This window comes from Bradyrhizobium sp. BR 1433 (assembly GCF_051547665.1).
Classification (GTDB): domain Bacteria; phylum Pseudomonadota; class Alphaproteobacteria; order Rhizobiales; family Xanthobacteraceae; genus Bradyrhizobium; species Bradyrhizobium australafricanum.
In genome coordinates this window covers 6437713-6456021 of record NZ_JBPUGG010000001.1, presented here as the reverse complement: position 1 = coordinate 6456021, position 18309 = coordinate 6437713, and the positions used below count along the sequence as shown (strand labels likewise).

The 18309-nt window shown below is 65.4% G+C and carries 16 protein-coding genes and 1 pseudogene; 6 read left to right on the top strand and 11 right to left on the bottom strand.

Features of this window, described 5'->3' with window-relative positions; genetic code table 11:
* Positions 1-67: 67 nt before the first annotated feature.
* From ACSKB9_RS31145 to ACSKB9_RS31135, 3 genes and pseudogenes are all read right to left on the bottom strand, one after another.
* On the bottom strand, positions 68-466 hold the full coding sequence (locus ACSKB9_RS31145; protein WP_057018063.1) for a gamma-glutamylcyclotransferase family protein: 399 nt from the start codon (positions 464-466) through the stop codon (positions 68-70).
* A 108-nt stretch (positions 467-574) separates the two neighbouring features.
* Positions 575-1387, bottom strand: coding sequence for a transglutaminase-like domain-containing protein (locus tag ACSKB9_RS31140; RefSeq protein ID WP_229193082.1), 813 nt, complete (start codon positions 1385-1387; stop codon positions 575-577).
* A gap of 2 nt (positions 1388-1389) precedes the next feature.
* Positions 1390-2290 (bottom strand): annotated as a pseudogene (locus ACSKB9_RS31135) (transglutaminase family protein).
* 104 nt (positions 2291-2394) lie between these two features.
* Between ACSKB9_RS31135 and ACSKB9_RS31130 the strand changes: the two are divergent.
* Together ACSKB9_RS31130 and ACSKB9_RS31125 are read left to right on the top strand one after the other, a co-directional pair.
* Positions 2395-3192, top strand: a complete 798-nt coding sequence (locus ACSKB9_RS31130; protein WP_438077888.1) for an N-formylglutamate amidohydrolase — start codon at positions 2395-2397, stop codon at positions 3190-3192.
* A gap of 277 nt (positions 3193-3469) precedes the next feature.
* Positions 3470-5059, top strand: a complete 1590-nt coding sequence (locus ACSKB9_RS31125) for an adenylate/guanylate cyclase domain-containing protein (protein ID WP_438077886.1) — start codon at positions 3470-3472, stop codon at positions 5057-5059.
* Between the two features lie 191 nt (positions 5060-5250).
* On the opposite strand, the gene ACSKB9_RS31120 is transcribed toward ACSKB9_RS31125, so the two are convergent.
* From ACSKB9_RS31120 to ACSKB9_RS31095, 6 genes are all read right to left on the bottom strand, one after another.
* Positions 5251-5433 (bottom strand): hypothetical protein, encoded by a 183-nt coding sequence (locus tag ACSKB9_RS31120; RefSeq protein WP_438077885.1) that lies wholly within the window; start codon positions 5431-5433, stop codon positions 5251-5253.
* Between the two features lie 7 nt (positions 5434-5440).
* A complete protein-coding gene (locus ACSKB9_RS31115; RefSeq protein ID WP_438077883.1) occupies positions 5441-6583 on the bottom strand; it encodes a PepSY-associated TM helix domain-containing protein in 1143 nt (380 codons plus the stop codon).
* Positions 6584-6714: 131 nt separating this feature from the next.
* On the bottom strand, positions 6715-8976 hold the full coding sequence (locus tag ACSKB9_RS31110; protein WP_438080476.1) for a TonB-dependent siderophore receptor: 2262 nt from the start codon (positions 8974-8976) through the stop codon (positions 6715-6717).
* A gap of 336 nt (positions 8977-9312) precedes the next feature.
* Positions 9313-10518 carry an NAD(P)/FAD-dependent oxidoreductase gene (locus ACSKB9_RS31105; protein WP_438077881.1) on the bottom strand — a complete coding sequence of 402 codons (1206 nt, stop codon included), beginning with the start codon at positions 10516-10518 and terminating at the stop codon, positions 9313-9315.
* Between the two features lie 113 nt (positions 10519-10631).
* Complete coding sequence (locus ACSKB9_RS31100) at positions 10632-10964, bottom strand: hypothetical protein (protein WP_253604139.1); 333 nt, start codon at positions 10962-10964, stop codon at positions 10632-10634.
* A gap of 131 nt (positions 10965-11095) precedes the next feature.
* On the bottom strand, positions 11096-12046 hold the full coding sequence (locus tag ACSKB9_RS31095; RefSeq protein ID WP_438077879.1) for a helix-turn-helix transcriptional regulator: 951 nt from the start codon (positions 12044-12046) through the stop codon (positions 11096-11098).
* A gap of 369 nt (positions 12047-12415) precedes the next feature.
* Between ACSKB9_RS31095 and ACSKB9_RS31090 the strand changes: the two genes are divergently transcribed.
* A complete protein-coding gene (locus ACSKB9_RS31090) occupies positions 12416-13348 on the top strand; it encodes a helix-turn-helix domain-containing protein (RefSeq protein ID WP_438077877.1) in 933 nt (310 codons plus the stop codon).
* 12 nt (positions 13349-13360) lie between these two features.
* Here the strand turns inward: ACSKB9_RS31090 and ACSKB9_RS31085 are convergent, their stop codons facing one another.
* Complete coding sequence (locus tag ACSKB9_RS31085) at positions 13361-13540, bottom strand: hypothetical protein (protein WP_438077875.1); 180 nt, start codon at positions 13538-13540, stop codon at positions 13361-13363.
* A 9-nt stretch (positions 13541-13549) separates the two neighbouring features.
* Positions 13550-13783: a DUF6894 family protein gene (locus ACSKB9_RS31080; protein ID WP_028333132.1), complete on the bottom strand. Its 234-nt coding sequence runs from the start codon at positions 13781-13783 to the stop codon at positions 13550-13552.
* Positions 13784-13975: 192 nt separating this feature from the next.
* On the opposite strand from ACSKB9_RS31080, the gene ACSKB9_RS31075 reads away from it, so the two are divergent.
* The 3 genes from ACSKB9_RS31075 to ACSKB9_RS31065 are packed head-to-tail and all read left to right on the top strand — an operon-like array spanning position 13976 to position 18260.
* Positions 13976-14662 (top strand): TetR/AcrR family transcriptional regulator, encoded by a 687-nt coding sequence (locus ACSKB9_RS31075; RefSeq protein WP_438077873.1) that lies wholly within the window; start codon positions 13976-13978, stop codon positions 14660-14662.
* Positions 14659-17340 carry a molybdopterin-dependent oxidoreductase gene (locus tag ACSKB9_RS31070; RefSeq protein ID WP_438077871.1) on the top strand — a complete coding sequence of 894 codons (2682 nt, stop codon included), beginning with the start codon at positions 14659-14661 and terminating at the stop codon, positions 17338-17340. Before ACSKB9_RS31075 ends, ACSKB9_RS31070 begins: the two co-directional genes overlap by 4 nt.
* Positions 17337-18260 (top strand): FAD binding domain-containing protein, encoded by a 924-nt coding sequence (locus tag ACSKB9_RS31065; RefSeq protein WP_438077869.1) that lies wholly within the window; start codon positions 17337-17339, stop codon positions 18258-18260. Before ACSKB9_RS31070 ends, ACSKB9_RS31065 begins: the two co-directional genes overlap by 4 nt.
* The last annotated feature ends 49 nt before the right edge of the window (positions 18261-18309 follow it).

Sequence of the window (18309 nt, the reverse complement as noted above, 5' to 3'; positions counted from 1 at the left end):
TATTGCGAAGTGAGATGGATGCCCGGGTCAAGCCCGGGCATGACGAAACATGCGGTACGTCCGAGCGCTAATGCTCGAGGAATTTTCCTGACGCGATCCGCGGCAGCTCGGTGACCGGCCAGTTGTAGAGATAGGTCCACGCCTCGCTCACGCTGCCGTCGGCGAGCGTGACGGCAAGCATCTCGCGGACATATTCGGTCGGCGGCGGAAAGCCTTCGCCGCAGGCTTCGTACATGTCGAATTCACGCAGCATGGCCTCACGCTCCCGCAAGCGGAACAGCTCACCATGCACGATGTCGGCCGGATCATCCGACACCACGAGGCCCGGATAATGCTTCACCAGATAGAGCCGGCCGCGGCACTGCGCCGGCCCGAGGAATTCGGCATTGCCCGCGAGCAGCTTCGCCATCGGATGGTCGAAGCCGCGCATCAGCGTGCCGTAGACGAAAAGAATATCGGAGGTCATAGGTTCAGTTGTCATTCCGGGATGGTCCGAAGGACCAGACCCGGAATCTCGAGATTCCGGGTCTGGTGCTAACGCACCATCCCGGAATGACAGAAAATCCCGGGGACGCTAGGCCGCCGCCACCTCGTCCGTCACCACGACGAACTTCGTCAGCGTCATGCGGCCGAAGCTCGTGGTGAGGGCGACGTCGGCGGCGTCGCGGCCGGTCGCCATCAGGATGCGGCCGATCCGCGGCGTGTTGTGGCGGGCATCGAAGGTGTACCACTGGCCCGACAGATAGACCTCGAACCAGCCGGAGAAATCCATCGGCGCCGGGTCCGGCGGCACGCCGATGTCGCCGAGATAGCCGGTGCAGTAGCGTGCCGGAATGCCCATGCAGCGGCAGAAGGTGAGCGCCAGATGCGCGAAGTCGCGGCAGACGCCGGCGCGGCTTTCATAGACGTCGTGCGCCGACTTCATGTGATGGGCGTGCTGATAGCCGAACGTCACGTGGTGGTGCACGAAATCGGTGATCGCCTGCACCCGCGCCCAGCCCTGCGGTGTGTTGCCGAACAGCGACCAGGCGACATCGGTCAGCTTGTCGGTCTCGCAATAGCGGCTCGGCATCAGATAGAGCAGCATGTCGTCCGGCAATTGCTCGACCGGCAGCTGCTGTCCAGCCGGATTGACGATGTCAGGCAGTCCGGAATCGCGCACCAGCGCGCTGCCGCGGAAGGTGACGCCACCGCTGGGGGCAACGAGCCGCCCGCAGACATTGCCAAAGCCGTCGCGATAGAGGCCGATCGGCACGTCCGGTTCGGTCGAAAGGCGCTCGGTGCCGACGATGTCGGCGTAGCGCGACGGATGGATCGACAGCATGATCACCATCGGGGTCGGCTGCGCCGCCGTGTAGGTGATCTCGAAGCCGACCTTGATCTGCATCGTCAGGCCGTCTCCTGCTCCGCGTTCTCGCCGACCGAGACCACCTTGATGTCGACATCCATGCCGAGAAAGGCGTCCGCCGCGCCGAGATAGACGCCGTGCAGCGGGATCGCCTGGCGCGGGTCGCGCGCCACCGCGACGCGGATCAGATCGCGCGTGCCGATGATGCCGTTGGTCGGATCGAACTCGATCCAGCCCGCGCTCGGCAGATAGACCTGCACCCAGGCATGGGTCGAGCCGCCGCCGACATAGCCGTGCGCGCTGCCGGGCGGCATCGCGAGATAGCCGGAGACGAAGCGCGCGGCGACGCCGAGCCGGCGCAGCGCCTCGATCATGAACAGCGCATAGTCGCGGCAGGTACCGGACTGCGTGCGCAGCGTGTCGAGCGGATGCTGGGTGCCCTGCTCGTAGCGCTTGCGATAGCTGAACGCCTCGCGGATGCCGTGGGTCATGCCGCTGAGGATCTTGAAAGTCGGCGTCGGCGCCTCGACATCGAGGAAGCGCCGCGCCCAGGCCGACAGCTCGCCGTTCGGGTCGCCATATTGCGGCGTGATGAACTGCTGCAGATCGGGGAATTCCTCATCGTCGTAGAGGAACGGATCAGAAATAGGCGGGATCGTCCGGCGTCAGCGCGAACGTATCGGCCGGATTGTGCTCCACCGTCGCGGTCGAGACGAAGGACAGCGTGTCGGCGCGCTCGTCGAAGGCGGCGATCGCCATGCTGTTGCCGAACACATCGTGGATCCAGCGCAGCGACATCGGCTGTGGATCGATCACAAGTGCGCTGTCGAGCACGCGCAGATCATGGCCGTCACGGGGGCGCAGCATGATGCGGTGCTCGCCGAATGCCACCGGGCGCGCGTAGCGATAAACGGTCTTGTGATGAATAGTCAGCAGCGGCATCTTCAAACAATCATCGTGATTTCGGGCTGCATAATCTATAGAGAAAGCTGCCCAATTCCAGATCAGCATGCCGCCTGAATAGGCAAAGTTGAGGAAAAAAGCCCTTGAATTACGGAGGCGGTCCATCGTTCCTGCTCGCGAGCACCGACGCTTCACCGGTTCTTGAACACAATGCCGGCGGCCGCTCGCCGTTCCTGTTCACCTGCGACCACTACGGCAGGCTGATTCCCTCTCCGCTCGGCGATCTCGGCCTGCCCGAAGACGAGCTCGTGCGGCACATCGCCTGGGACATCGGCATCGCCGGCGTCGCAACCCGGCTCTCGGAGCGGCTCGACGCGCATTTGATCGCGCAGCGCTATTCGCGGCTCGTGATCGACTGCAACCGTCCGCCGCATGTCGCAAGCTCGATCCCGCTGATCAGCGAGGCCACCACGGTGCCGGGCAATGAAGGCCTGTCGCGCGAGGCCGCCGAGATGCGCCGCGCGCAGATCTTCGATCCTTATCACAAACGCATCGACGAGATCATCGACGCGCGCGCGCGTCAGGGCCTGCCGACGATGCTGGTGTCGCTGCACAGCTTCACGCCGATCTACGCCGGCATCGCGCGACCCTGGCACATCGGCACGCTCTACCACCGCGACACGATGCTGCCGCCGCTGCTGCTGAAGCATCTGCGCGCCGAGGGCGATCTCGTGGTCGGCGACAACGAGCCCTATGCGGTCAGCGACGAGACCGACTACACGATCCCCGTGCATGGAGAGGCACGCGGCCTGATGAACTCGGGCATCGAGATCCGCCAGGACCTGATCTCCGACCAGGCCGGCGAGACGGCGTGGGCCGAACGGCTGGCGCGCATCCTCGGAGAGATCGAGGCGACGCTGCGCACGGAAGCGCTGATCTAGCGACTAACGGTCAGCCAGGGCGTGGCCTCTAGCCCGAAGCCAGCTCGACGTGCTTTAATTGGCTGGGTTGAACTTCCAAGTTAGGGTAGTCCGTGGCGCCCGAGCGAGTGGAAAGGCGACTGGCAGCAGTGCTGGCGGCAGATGTCGCCGGCTACAGTCGCCTGATGGGAGCGGACGAGGAAGGCACGCTCGCGCGGCTCAAGGCGGCCAGAAAGATCTCATTGATCCAACGATCGCCGCTCATCGAGGCCGCATCGTCAAAACGACCGGCGACGGCATGCTGGTCGAATTCGGCAGCGCCGTCGACGCAGTGCGCAGCTCTGTAGAGGTTCAGGGCAGGATGGCGGAGCTCAACGCATCCGCACCGCAACAGCAGCGGATCGAATTTCGCATCGGCATTCACGTCGGCGACATCATCATCGACAACGACGACATTTTCGGCGACGGCGTCAACATCGCCGCGCGGCTGGAGAACATCGCGGACCCGGGCGGCATATGCCTGTCTGACGACGCCTACCGGCAGATCCGGAGCAAGGTCGATGCAGCCTTCGAAGACATGGGCCAACAGAATCTGAAAAACATCACTGAGCCGATCCGCGCCTGGCGAATGAAGATTGGCGCCAGAACTTCACCTGAGCGCCATCCGGCTCCTGCCAAATCGCATCACATGCGCCCGTTTTCGGGAAAGCCCTCCATCGCGGTGCTGCCGTTCCAGAACATGAGCGGCGACAACGAGCAGGAGTATTTCGCGGACGGGATCGCGGAAGACGTCCTTACGACCCTGTCGAAGATTCAGGAATTGATGGTGATAGCTCGCAACTCGAGCTTCGCGTTCAAGGGACAGAACCGGGACATTCGCGAAATCGGGCAGATCCTGGGTGCTCGTTATCTGCTGGAGGGGAGCGTTCGAAAGATCGGCAATCGCATCAGGTTGACGGCGCAGTTGATTGATGGTCGAGACGGCGGTCATCTCTGGGCGGATCGCTTTGACGGAGACCTGGACGACGTGTTCGATCTCCAGGACCGAATTACGCAAGAGATCGTCGAAGCGCTTGAGGTCCAGTTGACGGTCGGCGAACGCGCAAGGGTGTGGAGAAAGCGCTCGGGCAGTCCGCTGGCTTATGAGTATGTTTTGAAGGGACGCGCCCTGTACGTTAATTTCGCAAGGCAAACTCACGCACAGGCCCGGAAGCTCTTTGAACAGGCGCTCGAGATCAATGCCTCGTTTATGCCGGCGCTCTACTTGCTGGGTCTGACCTTGACTGACCAGGCGCGCTTCGGTTGGATCAAGGATGAAAATGAAGCGTATCAAGCCGCACTGGGCTGCGCTGATCGGGCTCTCGCCGCCGACCCCAGCTTCGGGGAAGCATACCTGGTGATCGGCTATGTTCGTACCTATCAACGTCGTCATGATGAGGCCGTGGCAGCAGGAGAAACCGCGATCAGCCTCGCTCCCAGCAGCTCTGACGCCCATCACATGGCGGGCATGTACCACGGCTACGCCGGCAATTTCCGAAAAGCCGTCCTCTACGAGGAACACGCCCAACGGCTCAGTCCGATTGAGCGCAACGAATCCATGGTCGACGAAGCGCGCGCAAGATTTCATCTCGGAGATTTCGCGGCGGCGCACGATATAGCATCGCGCGTCCTGAGGCAGCGGCCGCTCTGGCTGACCGCGCAGTCGACACTCATAGCGGCGCTCTGGAATCTCGGCCGGCAAGATGACGCGCGCATGATCTCAGGCGACTTGCTGGCGGGCCACCCCAATTTCAGCCTGGCCCGCTGGGCCAGGCTGCTTCCGTATCGCCGACAAGGCGACCTGGATGCATTGGTCAACCCGCTACGCATGGCGGGGCTCCCGGAGTGAAGACCTGTCATCTTACAATGCCGGCGCGACGCCACACGCCAGACACCTGCGCGGCCGCGACTGCTTATTCGATTGCTGGTTCGGCTTCTTGCGCATCTCCGCGGATGAGACACCGCAGGGATCGGCATATTCCGATTGGACCGGCTTTGCCGATTGCCCGGCCGGTTCGAAGCGCGATCAAGCGAACCCGATCAATTCGGCTGGCGCCGCCAGATGAACACCAGATAGAGCAGGAGAGGCAGGCCGAGCCCGGCCCACGAGACTGCATCCCACCAGCCGTCGCCGACCAGCGCGCTGATCAATCCGACCGCGCTCACGATCGCGATGACGAGCGGGGCGGCGAAGATCTGGGTCAATGAACGATGCGAGACCATGCTGACGTCACGACGATAATGCGGGGTTGTCGATGGAGGCGGCGTTGGCGATCGCGCGTTCCTCGCTTACGCCCGCCTTGCGGCGGCGCATCCACAGGTACACGCCGGTCACCAGGATGAAGATGGTCAGGATGTCGAGCAGCGCCCAGACGATCTTGAGCGGCATGCCGCCATAGTCGCCGAAATGCAGCGGCTGCGAGACGAACAGGGTCGTCACATACCAGGGCATATCCCTTGTATCGGTCAGCTTGCCGGTTTCCGCGTCGATCAGCGCCGGCTTCAGCAGCCGCGAAGTCAGCGGCGTATCGCCATGCAGGAACACGGCGTAGTGGCTCTTGCTGCTGAACAGGGTTCCCGGGAAGGCGACGAAGCTCGGCGTCATGCCGGGCACCGCATGGGTGGCCACTTCGACCGCCGCATTCAGCGAGGTCAGCTTCGACGGCACCGGCCGGTCCTTGTACTGCGCGGTCATTTCGGCGAGCTGGCCGAACTGCCACATCTTGAGCACGAGGTCGGCCCAGGTGTTGATCACCCCGGTGAAGCCGACGACCAGCGTCCAGGCGACGAGCAGGATGCCCGCGAGATTATGGACGTCGAGCCAGCGCACGACACGGGTCCGCTGCGCGCGGTAGGCGCCGAAGCGCAGCTTCCGCATCGACGGCGCATAGACCACGATGCCGGAGATGATCGCGACGCAGAACAGGATCCCCATCAATCCGAGGAACAGCTTGCCGGGCAGGCCCGCGAACATGTCGGTGTGCAGCTTCAACATGATGTAGGTGAAGCGGCCGGTCACGTCGGGCGCATCGAGATAGGCACCGGTATGGGTGTCCATCCGGATCAGCAAATTGTTGGTCGGATCGGCATCGATGGTCGGGCCGACGCTGACGAACATCGCGCTCGGATCGTCGCGATCCCAGATCAGGAAGTGAGGCACCTTTCCGGGCGCCTGCGCCAGCGCGTTGCCGAGCAGACGGTCCAGATTGGCCGGCGGCGTGCCTGGCGGCACGTCGGCCGGCTTGACCTGGCTGTGCAGGAGATCGTCGATCTGCTCGTGGAAGATCAGCGGCAGGCCGGTGATGCAGAGCAGCAGCATGAACAACGTGCAGATGAGGCTGGTCCATTTATGGACAGCGCCCCATCGCCGCAAGGATCTGGTCGTCGCAGTCAATTTCGTTACCTAAAGCGCGATGAGATCAGGTTGGATCGTCATCGAGCTTTAGCCTCTTGTTGAAGCATGATCTTTTCGGAAAACCGCTTAGCACTTTTCCGGATCATGCTTTAGTTCCAGGTGTACTTCATCGTGCCCAGCACCGTGCGGCCATTGCCGAGGCCGCAATAGGGAAGCCCGGTGAGGCAGGATGCAACGTAGAAGTGGTCGGTCAGGTTGGTCACGTTGACCTGTGCCTTCCAGCCCTTCAGGTCCGGCCGCAGATAAGCGAAGTCGTAGCTGACCGACGCATCGAGCAAGGCATAGGAGGGAATGACAAAGGTATTGAAGTTGTCGCCGTAGGTCTCGCCGACATAGCGCACGCCGAGGCCGAGCCCAAGGCCCGCAAGCGCGCCGTCATACCAGGTATACTTGCCCCAGACCGCGCCCTGGTCCTGCGCCGTGTTCATCATGTACTTGCCGGCATAGCCGGCGATGCTCGTCGTCACCCGCGGGTCGAGATGGGTGTATCCCGCCGTGATCTCGAACTCGCGCGTGAGATTGCCCTTCAGCTCGAGTTCGAGGCCGCGGACACGCACGGCATCGGTCTGCACGTTGAACAGCGGATTCAAGGGATCGGCCGTCAGCACGTCCTGCTGACGGATATCGAACGCCGCCGCCGTCACCATGAAGTTCGAGCCGTTCGGCTTGAACTTGACGCCGACCTCCGCGCCCTCGCCTGTCGTCGGCCTGAACGATCGGCCGGCGCTGTCGGCGCCGAGGTTGGGCGTGAACGAGGTCCCGTAGCTGACATAGGGCGCGAGGCCGATATCGAACAGGTAGCTCAGGCCGATGCGCCCGGTTTGCGCCGAGTCATCGCGCGAATAATGGCCGGCCGGCGGATAGAACGCCATGCTGGTGAAGCCGGAGCTGACCCAGTCCTGGCGGCCGCTCATGGTCAGCGTCCAGCGATCGAGCTTGATCTGATCCTGCAGATAGGCGCCGAGCTGCGATTGCCTGTCGTCGCGCAGAATGAACGGCGCCAGCGAGCTGGCTGACGGAACGGCGGTGCCGTAGACCGGACTATAGGCATCGATCGGCGCGATCGGCGTCGTGCGATAGTCGGTATTCGCCCACAGGTCGAAGTAGTCGACGCCGGCCAGCACCTTGTGGACCAGCGGCCCGGTCGCGAAATCCGCCTGCAGCTGATTGTCGAGCGCGACATTGGCGGCATTCGCCTTGACGTAGTTGTAGGTGCGCGCGACCAGACGATCCGTCACCATGCCCTCGGTCCGCACCGATGCGAGGTCGTTGCTGACCTGGGTGTAGCGGAGGTTTTGCCGGAACTGGAAGATGTTGTCGAAGCGATGCTCGAACGCATAGCCGACCGCGAACTGCTCGAGATGATAGCCGTCCAGCCCGGGCTCGCCGAGGTAACGACTGTAGGGAATATGTCCGTTGGGGTTGGGCAGGAAGGACACCTGTCCCGGGACGTATTGCTGGTAACCCTTGTTGTCGACCTTCTGGTACTGCGAGAGCACGGTGAAGCTGGTGTCGTAGGTCGGGCGCCAGGTGAAGCTCGGCGCGATGAACAGCTTGTTGTCCTGAACGAAGTCGGTCTGGCTGTTGCTGTCGCGGCCAAGGCCGACGATGCGGTAAAGGAACCGGCCGTCCTTGTCGGCCGGACCGCCGATATCGAAGGCGCCCTGGAAGCGATCGAACGAGCCGAACGATCCCTCGATCTCGTAATGCGGCGTCTCGGTGGGGCGCTTGCTGACCAGGTTCAACAGGCCGCCCGGATCGGATTGTCCATACAGGCCGGATGACGGGCCCTTCAGGACCTCGATGCGCTCGAGACCATAGGTCTCGATGCGCGGGACCGCGAAGGTCGTGGTGTCGGTCGGCAGCCGCAACCCGTCGAGATAGCGCGGCGCGGTGAAGCCCCGCAGCTTGAACTCGTCGAAGAACGCGTTGGCGCCAAAACTTTCGATCGTCACGCCAGGCGTGTAACGCAGTGCTTCGGTGATGTTCTGCGCACCCTGCGCCTGGATCTGATCCTGGGTGACGATCGAGATCGACTGCGGCGTCGTCAGGACCGGGCTGTCGGTCTTGGTTGCGGTGACGCTCTGGCTTGCGAGATAGCCGGTGACGGGCCCGTTGCCCCGCTCTCCACCGCCACTCGCCCCCGGTGCTGGAACGTTCTGCGCGGGCGCCCGGTTCGCGATCAATCGCGGCGTCGTACGTGCAGGACGCGCCGCGCGTCGCGCCGGCAGCGTCCGCCGCGCCTGCTGCTGTTGTTTCGGCGCCTCGACCGTCACCGGCGGCAGCGCCGATTGCGCAACGCTTTCTCGCGGCATCACCACACTCAGCACGAACAAACCGCTGCCGGCCATGTACCTGGCCGCCAGCGCAGTGCGACGAAACATCCGACCCCCGTCAACTCACATCGCCTTCATCCTCGCCGTCACTAACACGATGAAAGACGTACGCAGCTGATCGGTGATTAGAACACATCCAGTGTTGGGCTTATCGCCGATGGTGTTGCGAGCTCGCAACGTGAACGCAGCGAAACTGCGTCAATGCGCCTCAGATTTTTCGAGCGCTTCTAAGGACGATTCTAAACTGCGTTTCGCTCCGCGATACTTCGAGTCAGTTCCGCGCACAGCGATCGAACGACGCCGTGCGCGGAAGCGATGATCGCAGTTGCGGTGCTCTCGCCGAGCTCAGCGTCAGACTTCGGTGACGTGCTCCGGATCGGCGGATGCGAGCGCCGCGGCACGCTCGGCGCGCGGCGGATAGATCCAGACGGTGTTGATCTCCCGCTTGGTCCTCTTGGCGACGTCGCCGACCATCTCGACCTTGCGCTCCCAGCCGCGGGTGAACAGCGCACCGGCCTCGCCGAGGTCGAGGCAGGTGACATAGGCCTTCTGGTGATACGGCCTGGTCGGGACACCGAGCAGCTCGGCCGCGGCGTTGTTGCCGGCAAAGGCGCCCATCCGCGTCGCGTGCTGGCACGACATCAGCGCGTAATTGCCGACATCGTCGCATGCAGCGCGCGCCGCATCGCCGGTGGCGAACACGCCCGCGACCGACGGCACGCGCAGATCACGATCGACCAGCAGCCGGCCGAAATTGTCGCGTTCCGCCGGGATCTGCGTGGTCAGCGGCGCGGCGCGAATGCCCGCCGCCCAGACCGCGGTCGCGGCCTCGATATGCTCGCCGCTGGAGAGCGTGACGCCGGACTTGCTGACCTCGGCGACGCCGGCACCGAAGCGGCCTTCCACGCCGAGCTTGCGCATCGCGTCCTCGATGATCGGGCGCGGGCCCTCGCCCATGTCGGGTGCAATCGCGGCGTTGCGATCGACGATGACGACGCGCGGCTTGGCGTCGCTGCCGAGAATGTCCCGGAGCCGCGCCGGCATCTCGGTCGCCGCTTCGATGCCGGTGAAGCCGCCGCCGGCAACAACGACAGTGTCGCGCGCCACTGATGCCGGCTGCTTGGCGAGGTCGTGCAGATGGCGGTCGAGCGCGATCGCGTCCGCAAGATTGTCGACGCTGAAGCCATGCTCGGCGAGGCCGGGCACGTTCGGACGGAACAGCCGGCTGCCGGTCGCCACCACAAGGCGATCGTAAGGCAGCGTCTTGCGCGCGTCCTTGGCGGTGACGATCTGTACGGTGCGGGCCTTGGTGTCGACGGCTTCGGCGCTGCCCTGCACATAGACGACGTCGATCGCGTTGAAGACGTCGAGCAGCGGCGCGGTCAGCGTCTCCGGCTTCGGCTCGTAGAGCCGCGGGCGGACCACCAGGGTCGGCTCCGGCGCGACCAGGGCGATCTCGAGTTCCTCGGGCGAAACGCCCTTGATGTCGCGCAGGCGGGCTGCGGAGAGCGCGGCATACATGCCGGCAAAGCCGGCGCCAATGATGACAATTCGCATGGGTATCTCCTCTGGGTTGACAGTCTCTGATGTCCGCGCGTTGCCGTCGCTGCCTGCCGCTTGCGGCGAAGCCTGTCGCGATCGGCGACGTGAAGAGGTGGAAAGGCGAGCGCCTATTGCCGGGCGCAGCTCGACAGGAACGGCGTGCGCGCCCCGGGCATGCAGGCTGCGCGGCAGCCTCTCGCGCCCGACAGCGCTCCATGGTGAAGGCCGATCGGCAGCGCGGCGCTCGGGAGCCAATCGCGGTAGAGCGCCTGGGCGGCGTCGCTGATCATCACCGACGTCATGGCATCGGCGCCCTGAACGGCCTGCGCCGGCGCATCGGCATCCTCGCCGGTTGCCGACGTGAAGCGGACGGTGAGCGTAAGCCCGTACATCAGTGCAGTCGCGAGAACCCGGCGTCGCCGCGTGACTGCAAGGGAGCTACCGAAATCCTTCCAGGCCATCGCTTGTCTCCGTTGTTGGCGTGGGCGCCACGGTGATCTAGCGAATTGGCCGTATGAGTGCCCCAGAGCGATTGCCTGACCTGAAGAGCGATTGCGGCTAGAGCATTTTCGGTTCTTTGCTCGAAAACGCTCTACCGCAGACGGCGCCGCCAATCGCTCGGGGTTTCGCCGGTCAGCTTCCTGAACGCGGCCGCGAACGCGGTCTGCGAACTGTAGCCGAGCGCCGCCGCGATCGAGACCACGGATGCGTCGGTGTCGCGCAGCATGTTCATGGCCTGCTCGAGCCGGTGCTGGCGCAGCCAGGCATGCGGCGAGAGCCCGGTGCTTTCCTTGAAGGCGCGGCAGAAGTGAAAGCGCGACAGGCCGGCGTCCGCCGCCAGCGCCGCGAGCGAGACGTCCGCATCGCTGTCCGAGCGCAATCGCTCGATGGCGCGGCGCAGCGCCGTCGGCGCAAGACCGCCTACGGTCACCTGCACGGTCGCAGGCACGCCGGCGTGCGCCGACAGCAGGCGCGTGGCCAAAAGATCCGTCAGTTGCTGCCGGAACAGCGCATCCAGCGCCGCGCTGCCCTCGAGTGCATCAGCGGCGCTCAGCAGCAACCGCGATGTAATCGGATCGGGATGCCCGGTGCGCTCCAGCAGATCGCCGGGAGCGGCGGTGTCGGCCTCGCCGGCGACGCGCGCCAGCGTCGCATGCGGAAGATAGAGCTGAACGACATGCACCGACTGGTGAATATCCCAGCGCGAGCTCGAGCCGGCCGGGATGATCGTCACGACCCCGGACCGGGCCGTTCCGATCGAAGCCACCCTGCCGGTGCGCCGCTCCAGCCGCTGCGAGCCTGCGGGATAGCTCATGACGACGTGGTCGACCATCGGCCTGACCACGTCGTGCAGCGCGTCATGCTTCCAATAGGCGATCGCGCCGCTCGACGGGTCGGCCGCCATGCGAAGCGGCTGCGTCTTGAGCACGCGGGCCATCTCCTGGCCGGCCGGGCAGCGCGGACCGGCCGGCGCCTCGGCCTGCCGCGCATCGGATGCGGCGGGCAAATCCCGCAAAGGATCGTGCAGGATCGGCTTACTCATCACCTGTGCTCGCGTTTGAAGGCTCATGCGCTCCCTCCTTGCGGGCCGGTCTGTCGGACCCATGAGGCGCGGAACTGCCTGCCGGACCTAAGCGCCGCGCAGCTCGAATGTCTTTCCTGAAACGGCCATGCTTTGCCCAATTCTGCGCCAAGCGCGCAGCTGCGACATTTCTGCGTCCGGCACGGTCGATTGGACCAAAGCAGTTGAATTCATTCCGGAATCGCATTGCGCTGAACGACCGGCAGCATCGTTCATGATCGCGTGAGACAACTGGACTGCGCCGCAGCAATCCCGGATAATGAGTGACGGCTTCGCAGGCTGACTGACAAGTCCCTGCCCGGCTGCACATCAATGATGGACTCAACACGCATGGCACAGGCGGGCGCCTACGGGCAGCGGCTCGGGCAATTCCTACGCCTGAGGGATACGCCGCCGGCGCTGATCACGCGCACGCTGCGCAGCGCCGAACTCGCGGTCACCGAAACCCGGGACGACAACCCGGTGCCCGGGCTGTCCGGATCGCTCACCGCCGAGGATGCCTTTCTGGTCAGCCTGAAGCTGCACGATTATCCGGACTGCGAATTGTGGGAGGGCGGCAAGTGCCTCATGAAGCGGGATATCCCGGCGGGCGCGACCTATCTCTACGATCTCAAACGCGATCCGCGCTACGTGATCGACAAGCCGTTCCACTCGCTGTTCTTCTATCTGCCGCGCTCGGCGCTCACTGATTTCGCAGAACAGACCGGCTCGCCGCGCATCGGTGAACTGACCTGCGAAATCGGCACCGGTCACGACGATGGCGTCATTCGTCACGTCGGGGCGCTGCTGCGCGAGGGATTGCGCCGGCCGGACGAAACCAACCAGCTGTTCATCGATCACATGATGCTGGCGCTGACCGCGCACGTCACCCGGACCTATGGCGGAATACAACATCCGACCGGACCGACCCGTGGCGGCCTCGCCGCCTGGCAGATCAACCGCGCCTGCGAAAAGCTCGAATCCGACCTCAGCGGGAAGATTTCGCTGAAGCAGATTGCGGCCGAGCTCGATCTGTCGGTCGGCCATTTTTCGCGCGCCTTCCGCATCTCCACCGGCATGCCACCGCACCAATGGCTGCTTCAGCAGCGCCTGAAGGTGGCCAAGCAGCTGATGGCGGCGCGCGACCTGTCGCTGTCCGAGATCGCGATTTCGGCCGGCTTTGCCAATCAAAGCCACTTCACGCGGGTGTTTTCCGCCGTGGTCGGCGTCAGCCCGGCGGCGTGGCGGCGCGAGATGTACCGCCCGGCGAGAAGCGAGAGCTGAACAGCGCCGCGTTCAACCGGCCGGCGCGGCTCGCACGGCATGCTTGGCATGCCATTTGGGACCCGGTCCGCGCATGTAGTGCAGCTCGGGCCGGTAGGGATCGCGAATTCGCGCGATCAGATTCTGCAAGCCCGCCGTAATCGCGTTCCAGCTGTCGCGCAGAAGGAGCAATGATGCGTGCGGTGACAGCATGGCGCCCTCTCAGTGCGGCTTGCCGAGCACGGATGCGAAGGACAGGATCACGATCTCCTCGCCGGACTCGTCGCTGACATGCACGACCCAGTCGCGCCAGTCTTCCAGGCTGACCGTTGCGACCAGCGATCGCATCATGCACGTCGCCGCCTCGCAGGCCTCCGAGAGGCTTGTCACCGAGGTGCCGCGGCGATCCATCAGCACCCCGTGCGTGGTCGAGCAATGGAAAAAGACCTGGGTCATGTGCGTATCCTCGCAAGCTCCGGACCAGAAGGTCATCTTTGGAGCTCCACGTTTCTTCGACGCGACCATTCGCAAGGCGGTTCACATGGGCGCCGGCCGCGCGGCGGCCTCGCGGAATGGTGATCAAGCCCAGCACCGCCTCCTCACCAAATCGCGATTTGACAGTTTTTCTATACTTGTCAAAATCGTCAAATGGGACCGAAAACCCGCATCCTCGATGCCACCATGCTGGTGTTCCGCCGGCACGGCTTTCGGCGCTCCTCGATCGAGCAGGTCGCCGAGGCGGCCGGCCTGACGCGGCAGGCGCTCTATCACCACTTCGAATCCAAGGAAGCGCTGTTCCGCGCCGTGATCGAGCGCGTGCATGAATCCGCGATCGCGGCCGAGGAGACCGCCCTTGCCGCGGCAGAGACCGCGGGCGGCGATCTCGGCGACATCCTCGCCGCGGGCATGACCGCGCGGATGTCGACCATGATCGGGTCGCTGGACGGCTCGCCGCATCTCGAGGAACTGTATTCCGAGCACCTCGTGCATGCGCGCGACCTCTTCCAGACCTACGCTGCGCGCTATGCTGAGCGCATGGTCGCGACGGTCGCGCGGGTCGTGCGCAAGCAGCAGCTTGCGCTGCCGCAGGACCTGACGCCGGCCGAGTTCGCGCGGCTGGTCGAAATGTCGATTCACGCAGCGAAGTCGCAGTATCCGGCGATGCAGCCGGCGGAAGCGTTCCTGAAGGACATGGCGATCATCGTGCGGACGCTCTGCGCCGGCGCCAAGCCGAAATTCAAGTCCAAATCCTTGCCGAAACCGCAGAAGCCGTACGTCAAGAGGGCGGCAATCCCCAAGAGGCCGACACGCAGGACAACTGGAGGACATCCATGAGCACGACGACCGTCAATGGCCGCGTCGAATCCCTGCCCGATGATCCCGATGCGCTCTTGATCGACATCGTGCGCGACCAGCTCAAGCTCACCGGCACCAAGCTCGTCTGCGGCGCCGGCGTCTGCGGCGCCTGCACCGTGCTGGTCGACGGCGCGCCGGTCGCAAGCTGCCTGATGCCGGCACACGCCGCCGCCGGCAAATCGGTGACGACGGTGGAAGCCATCGGCGCGTCCGGGCTGCATCCGGTGCAGAAGGCGTTCATGGCGCATGACGCCCTGCAATGCGGCTTCTGCACGCCCGGCTTCATCGTGGAAGCGACCGCGTTCTGCGACAACTGGCGCGCGACCAGGGGAACGGCGGTGCCGTCGCGCGAGGAGATCGGCGCGGCGCTGTCCGGCCATCTCTGCCGCTGCGGCGCCTATGACGGGATCTTCCGTGCGGTGGCGGACGCCTGCGCCGGCCGCTTCGACGGCGATCATGTCACGGCGCCCCGCATCGAGGCGCGCGACAAGGTGACGGGCGCGGCGAAATACACCGTCGACATCCATCATGACGGCCAGCTCGAAGGCCTGATCCTGCGCTCGCGCGAGGCGCATGCGCGCATCACCACGCTCGATCTCGCGCCGGCGCGCGCGCTCCGCGGCGTTAGTGCGGTGTCGCTGCTCGGCGACGACCACATCGTGCGCTATGTCGGCGAGCCGATTGCGGCGGTCGCAGCTCCGGACCGCAAGACGGCGCTGGCCGCGCTGGCCGCGATCAAGCTGACCAGCGAGCGCCTGCCCGCCGTGATCGGGCTCGACGCCGGACGCAAGGATGATGCGCCCGTGGTGTTCGACAAGGCGAGCCGCAAGCGGGCCGGCAACGTCTCGGAAGCGGCCGGCGGGCCGGCGCCCTGGAAGCAGAACATCCGCGGGCCGACCGCGGTGTTCTCGACCCGCGCCAAGAAGGCCCGCAACTGGGTGGACCAGGCGCGCCAGGCCAACAGCAAGCTGCTCGTCGAAGCGACCTTCCGCACCGCCACGCAGCAGCATGCCTGTCTCGAGCCCCATGCCGCGGTGGCGCGCTTCGACGGCGACCGGCTGACCCTGCACGCCTCGACCCAGCAGGTGTTTCACCTGAAGGAGCAGATCGCAAAACGCTACAAGCTCGATCACGACAAGGTCCGCGTGATCGCCGAGCATGTCGGCGGCGGCTTCGGCTCGAAGGCGAGCCTCGGCACCGAGACGATTGCCGCGATCGAGCTGGCCCGCGCGGCGAAAGCGCCGGTGCGGGTCGCCTATGATCGCCAGGAAGAACTCTCGGTCGCCGGTTATCGGCCGGCCGCGGAGTTGAAGGTCGCGCTGCTACCTTCCGAGCAAGGCGGCCTGAAGGCGCTCTCGGTCACCGCGCATGCCGATACCGGGGCCGCGACCAACTCGACCATCGCGGCACTGGCGCGGCTGATCTATCCGGCCGAGGCGAAGGACCTTTCGGATTTTGACGTCATCAGCAATCTGCCGCCCGGCGCCGCCTTCCGCGGCCCCGGCGGTCCGCCGATGGCATTCGCCGTGGAGCAATCGATCGACGAGGCCGCGCTGCGGCTCAACGTCGATCCGATCGCCTTGCGCAAGCGCTGGGATCCCGATCCCAACCGGCAGCGGCTCTACGATTGGGCATCAGGGCTCGAGATCTGGCGCAACCACAAGCCGGCGCAGAACGGGCGCTATCGCCGCGGCATCGGGGTCGCGACGGGCTACTGGCTCTATCTGTGGCAGCCGAAGGTGAAGGTCGAGGTCGCGGTCAGGGGCGGCCGCATCGTTGCTAGCACGGCGACGCAGGACATCGGCACCGGCACCCGCAGCGTGCTTGCCGACGCGATCGCGCGCGAGTTCGATCTCGAACCCGGTGAGATCGATGTGCGGATCGGCGATTCTTCGCTGCCCGAAGGCCCCGGCTCCGGCGGCAGCCGCGTCACCGCCTCGGTGATGCCGCCGACGCTGCAGGCGGTGCGGAAGCTGAAGGCCGCGATGCTCGAACAGGCCACGCGAAAGCCGGCGCCCGGCTCGAACGCGCCCTGGCGCGAGCTGATCGCGCGCTCGCCCGACATCGCAATGGTGGAGACGCGCGGCGAGGACGGCAAGAACACTGCGCCCGGCATCCGCTCGCCGCTGCGCGAAGTCGGCCTGATGGGCATGGTGTTCGGCTGGATGATGCGCCGCTTCTCGAACATCGCGGTCGGCGCCGGCGTGCCGAGCTCGGTGCAGGTGATCGAGGTGGAGGTCGACACCTGGCTCGGCCATGTCCGCGTGCTCAACGTGCATACCGGCATCGCGGTCGGCAAGATCGCAGCGCCCGCGCTGGCGCGCAGCCAGGCTTGCGGCGCGGTGATCCAGGGCCTCGGCTACGCGCTCTACGAGGCGCGCGAGCTTGATCCGACCAGCGGCGACGTCCTGACCGCGGGAATGGAGGATTATCGCATCCCTGGGATCGCCGACACGCCGGAGATCGAGGTCCATTTCGACGAAGCCGGCTTCGACCATGTCCTCGGCAACAGCGTCGGCATCGGCGAGGCGTCGACGGTGCCGACCTCGGCCGCCGTCGCCAACGCGATCCACAACGCGATCGGCGTCCGCCTCACCGAGATTCCGATCCGGCCCGACCGCATCGTCGCCGCGCTGAAGGGGAGGGACGCCGCATGAGTGTCGCGACTGCAGACGTCATCTCCGCGCCCGAATTCCGCGCCGCCGGCACCGATCTGTCGGAGCGCCGCCGCAGCGGCCTGTCGTGCGGCTCGATCATCGATCTCGCCGCCAGTCCCGATACGATCGGCGTTGCGTGGAATGCGGACGGCTCGGCCCGCATCGGCGCCCTGACCACGATCGCTGCGATCGCATCCGATCCGCGGCTCGCCGAGGCTTACCCCGGCATCGCCGCAGCCGCGCAGGGCCTCGCCACGCCGCAGATCCGGCACATGGCGACGCTCGGCGGCAACCTCGCCCAGCGCTCGCGCTGCTGGTATTTCCGCAATCCGCAGATCGCCTGTCTCAAGAAGGGCGGCCCCGACTGCCCGGCGCGATCCGGCAACCACCTCTATCACGTCGCGTTCGATCTCGGCCCATGCGTCGCGCCGCATCCGTCGACGATGGCGATGGCGCTGCTCGCCTATGATGCGAAGGTCACCACCGATCGGCGCAGCGGCTTGTCGATCTCCGAGCTGCTCGGCGACGGCAGCAACGGCGCGGCCGACAATCTGCTTGCACCGGGCGAACGCATCGAGCGGATCGAGCTCCCCGTTCCGCTGGCCGGCGAGCGCGCGCTGTACAAGCGCGCCATCAGCCGGACGCATGCGGAATGGCCGCTGGTCGAGATCTGCGTGCGTGCGGTGATCTCCGGCGGCGCGTTCCAGCAGGTCCACATCGCCGCCGGCGGCATCGCCCCGGTCCCGCTGCGTCTGACCGCGTCCGCGGCGGCGCTGCAGGGTAAGCAGATTAACGCGGCGACCATCGCGCAAGCCACCGAGCTGGCGATCTCGGGAGCCAGGTCGCTGCCGATGACCGGATACAAGCTCGAGCTGCTGACGGGCCTGGTGCGCGACGTGGTCGAGCGGATCGTGGCGTAGGATCAAGCGCCCATTCGCGGCCTCGAGACAGCGTCGCGTCTGGAATGCA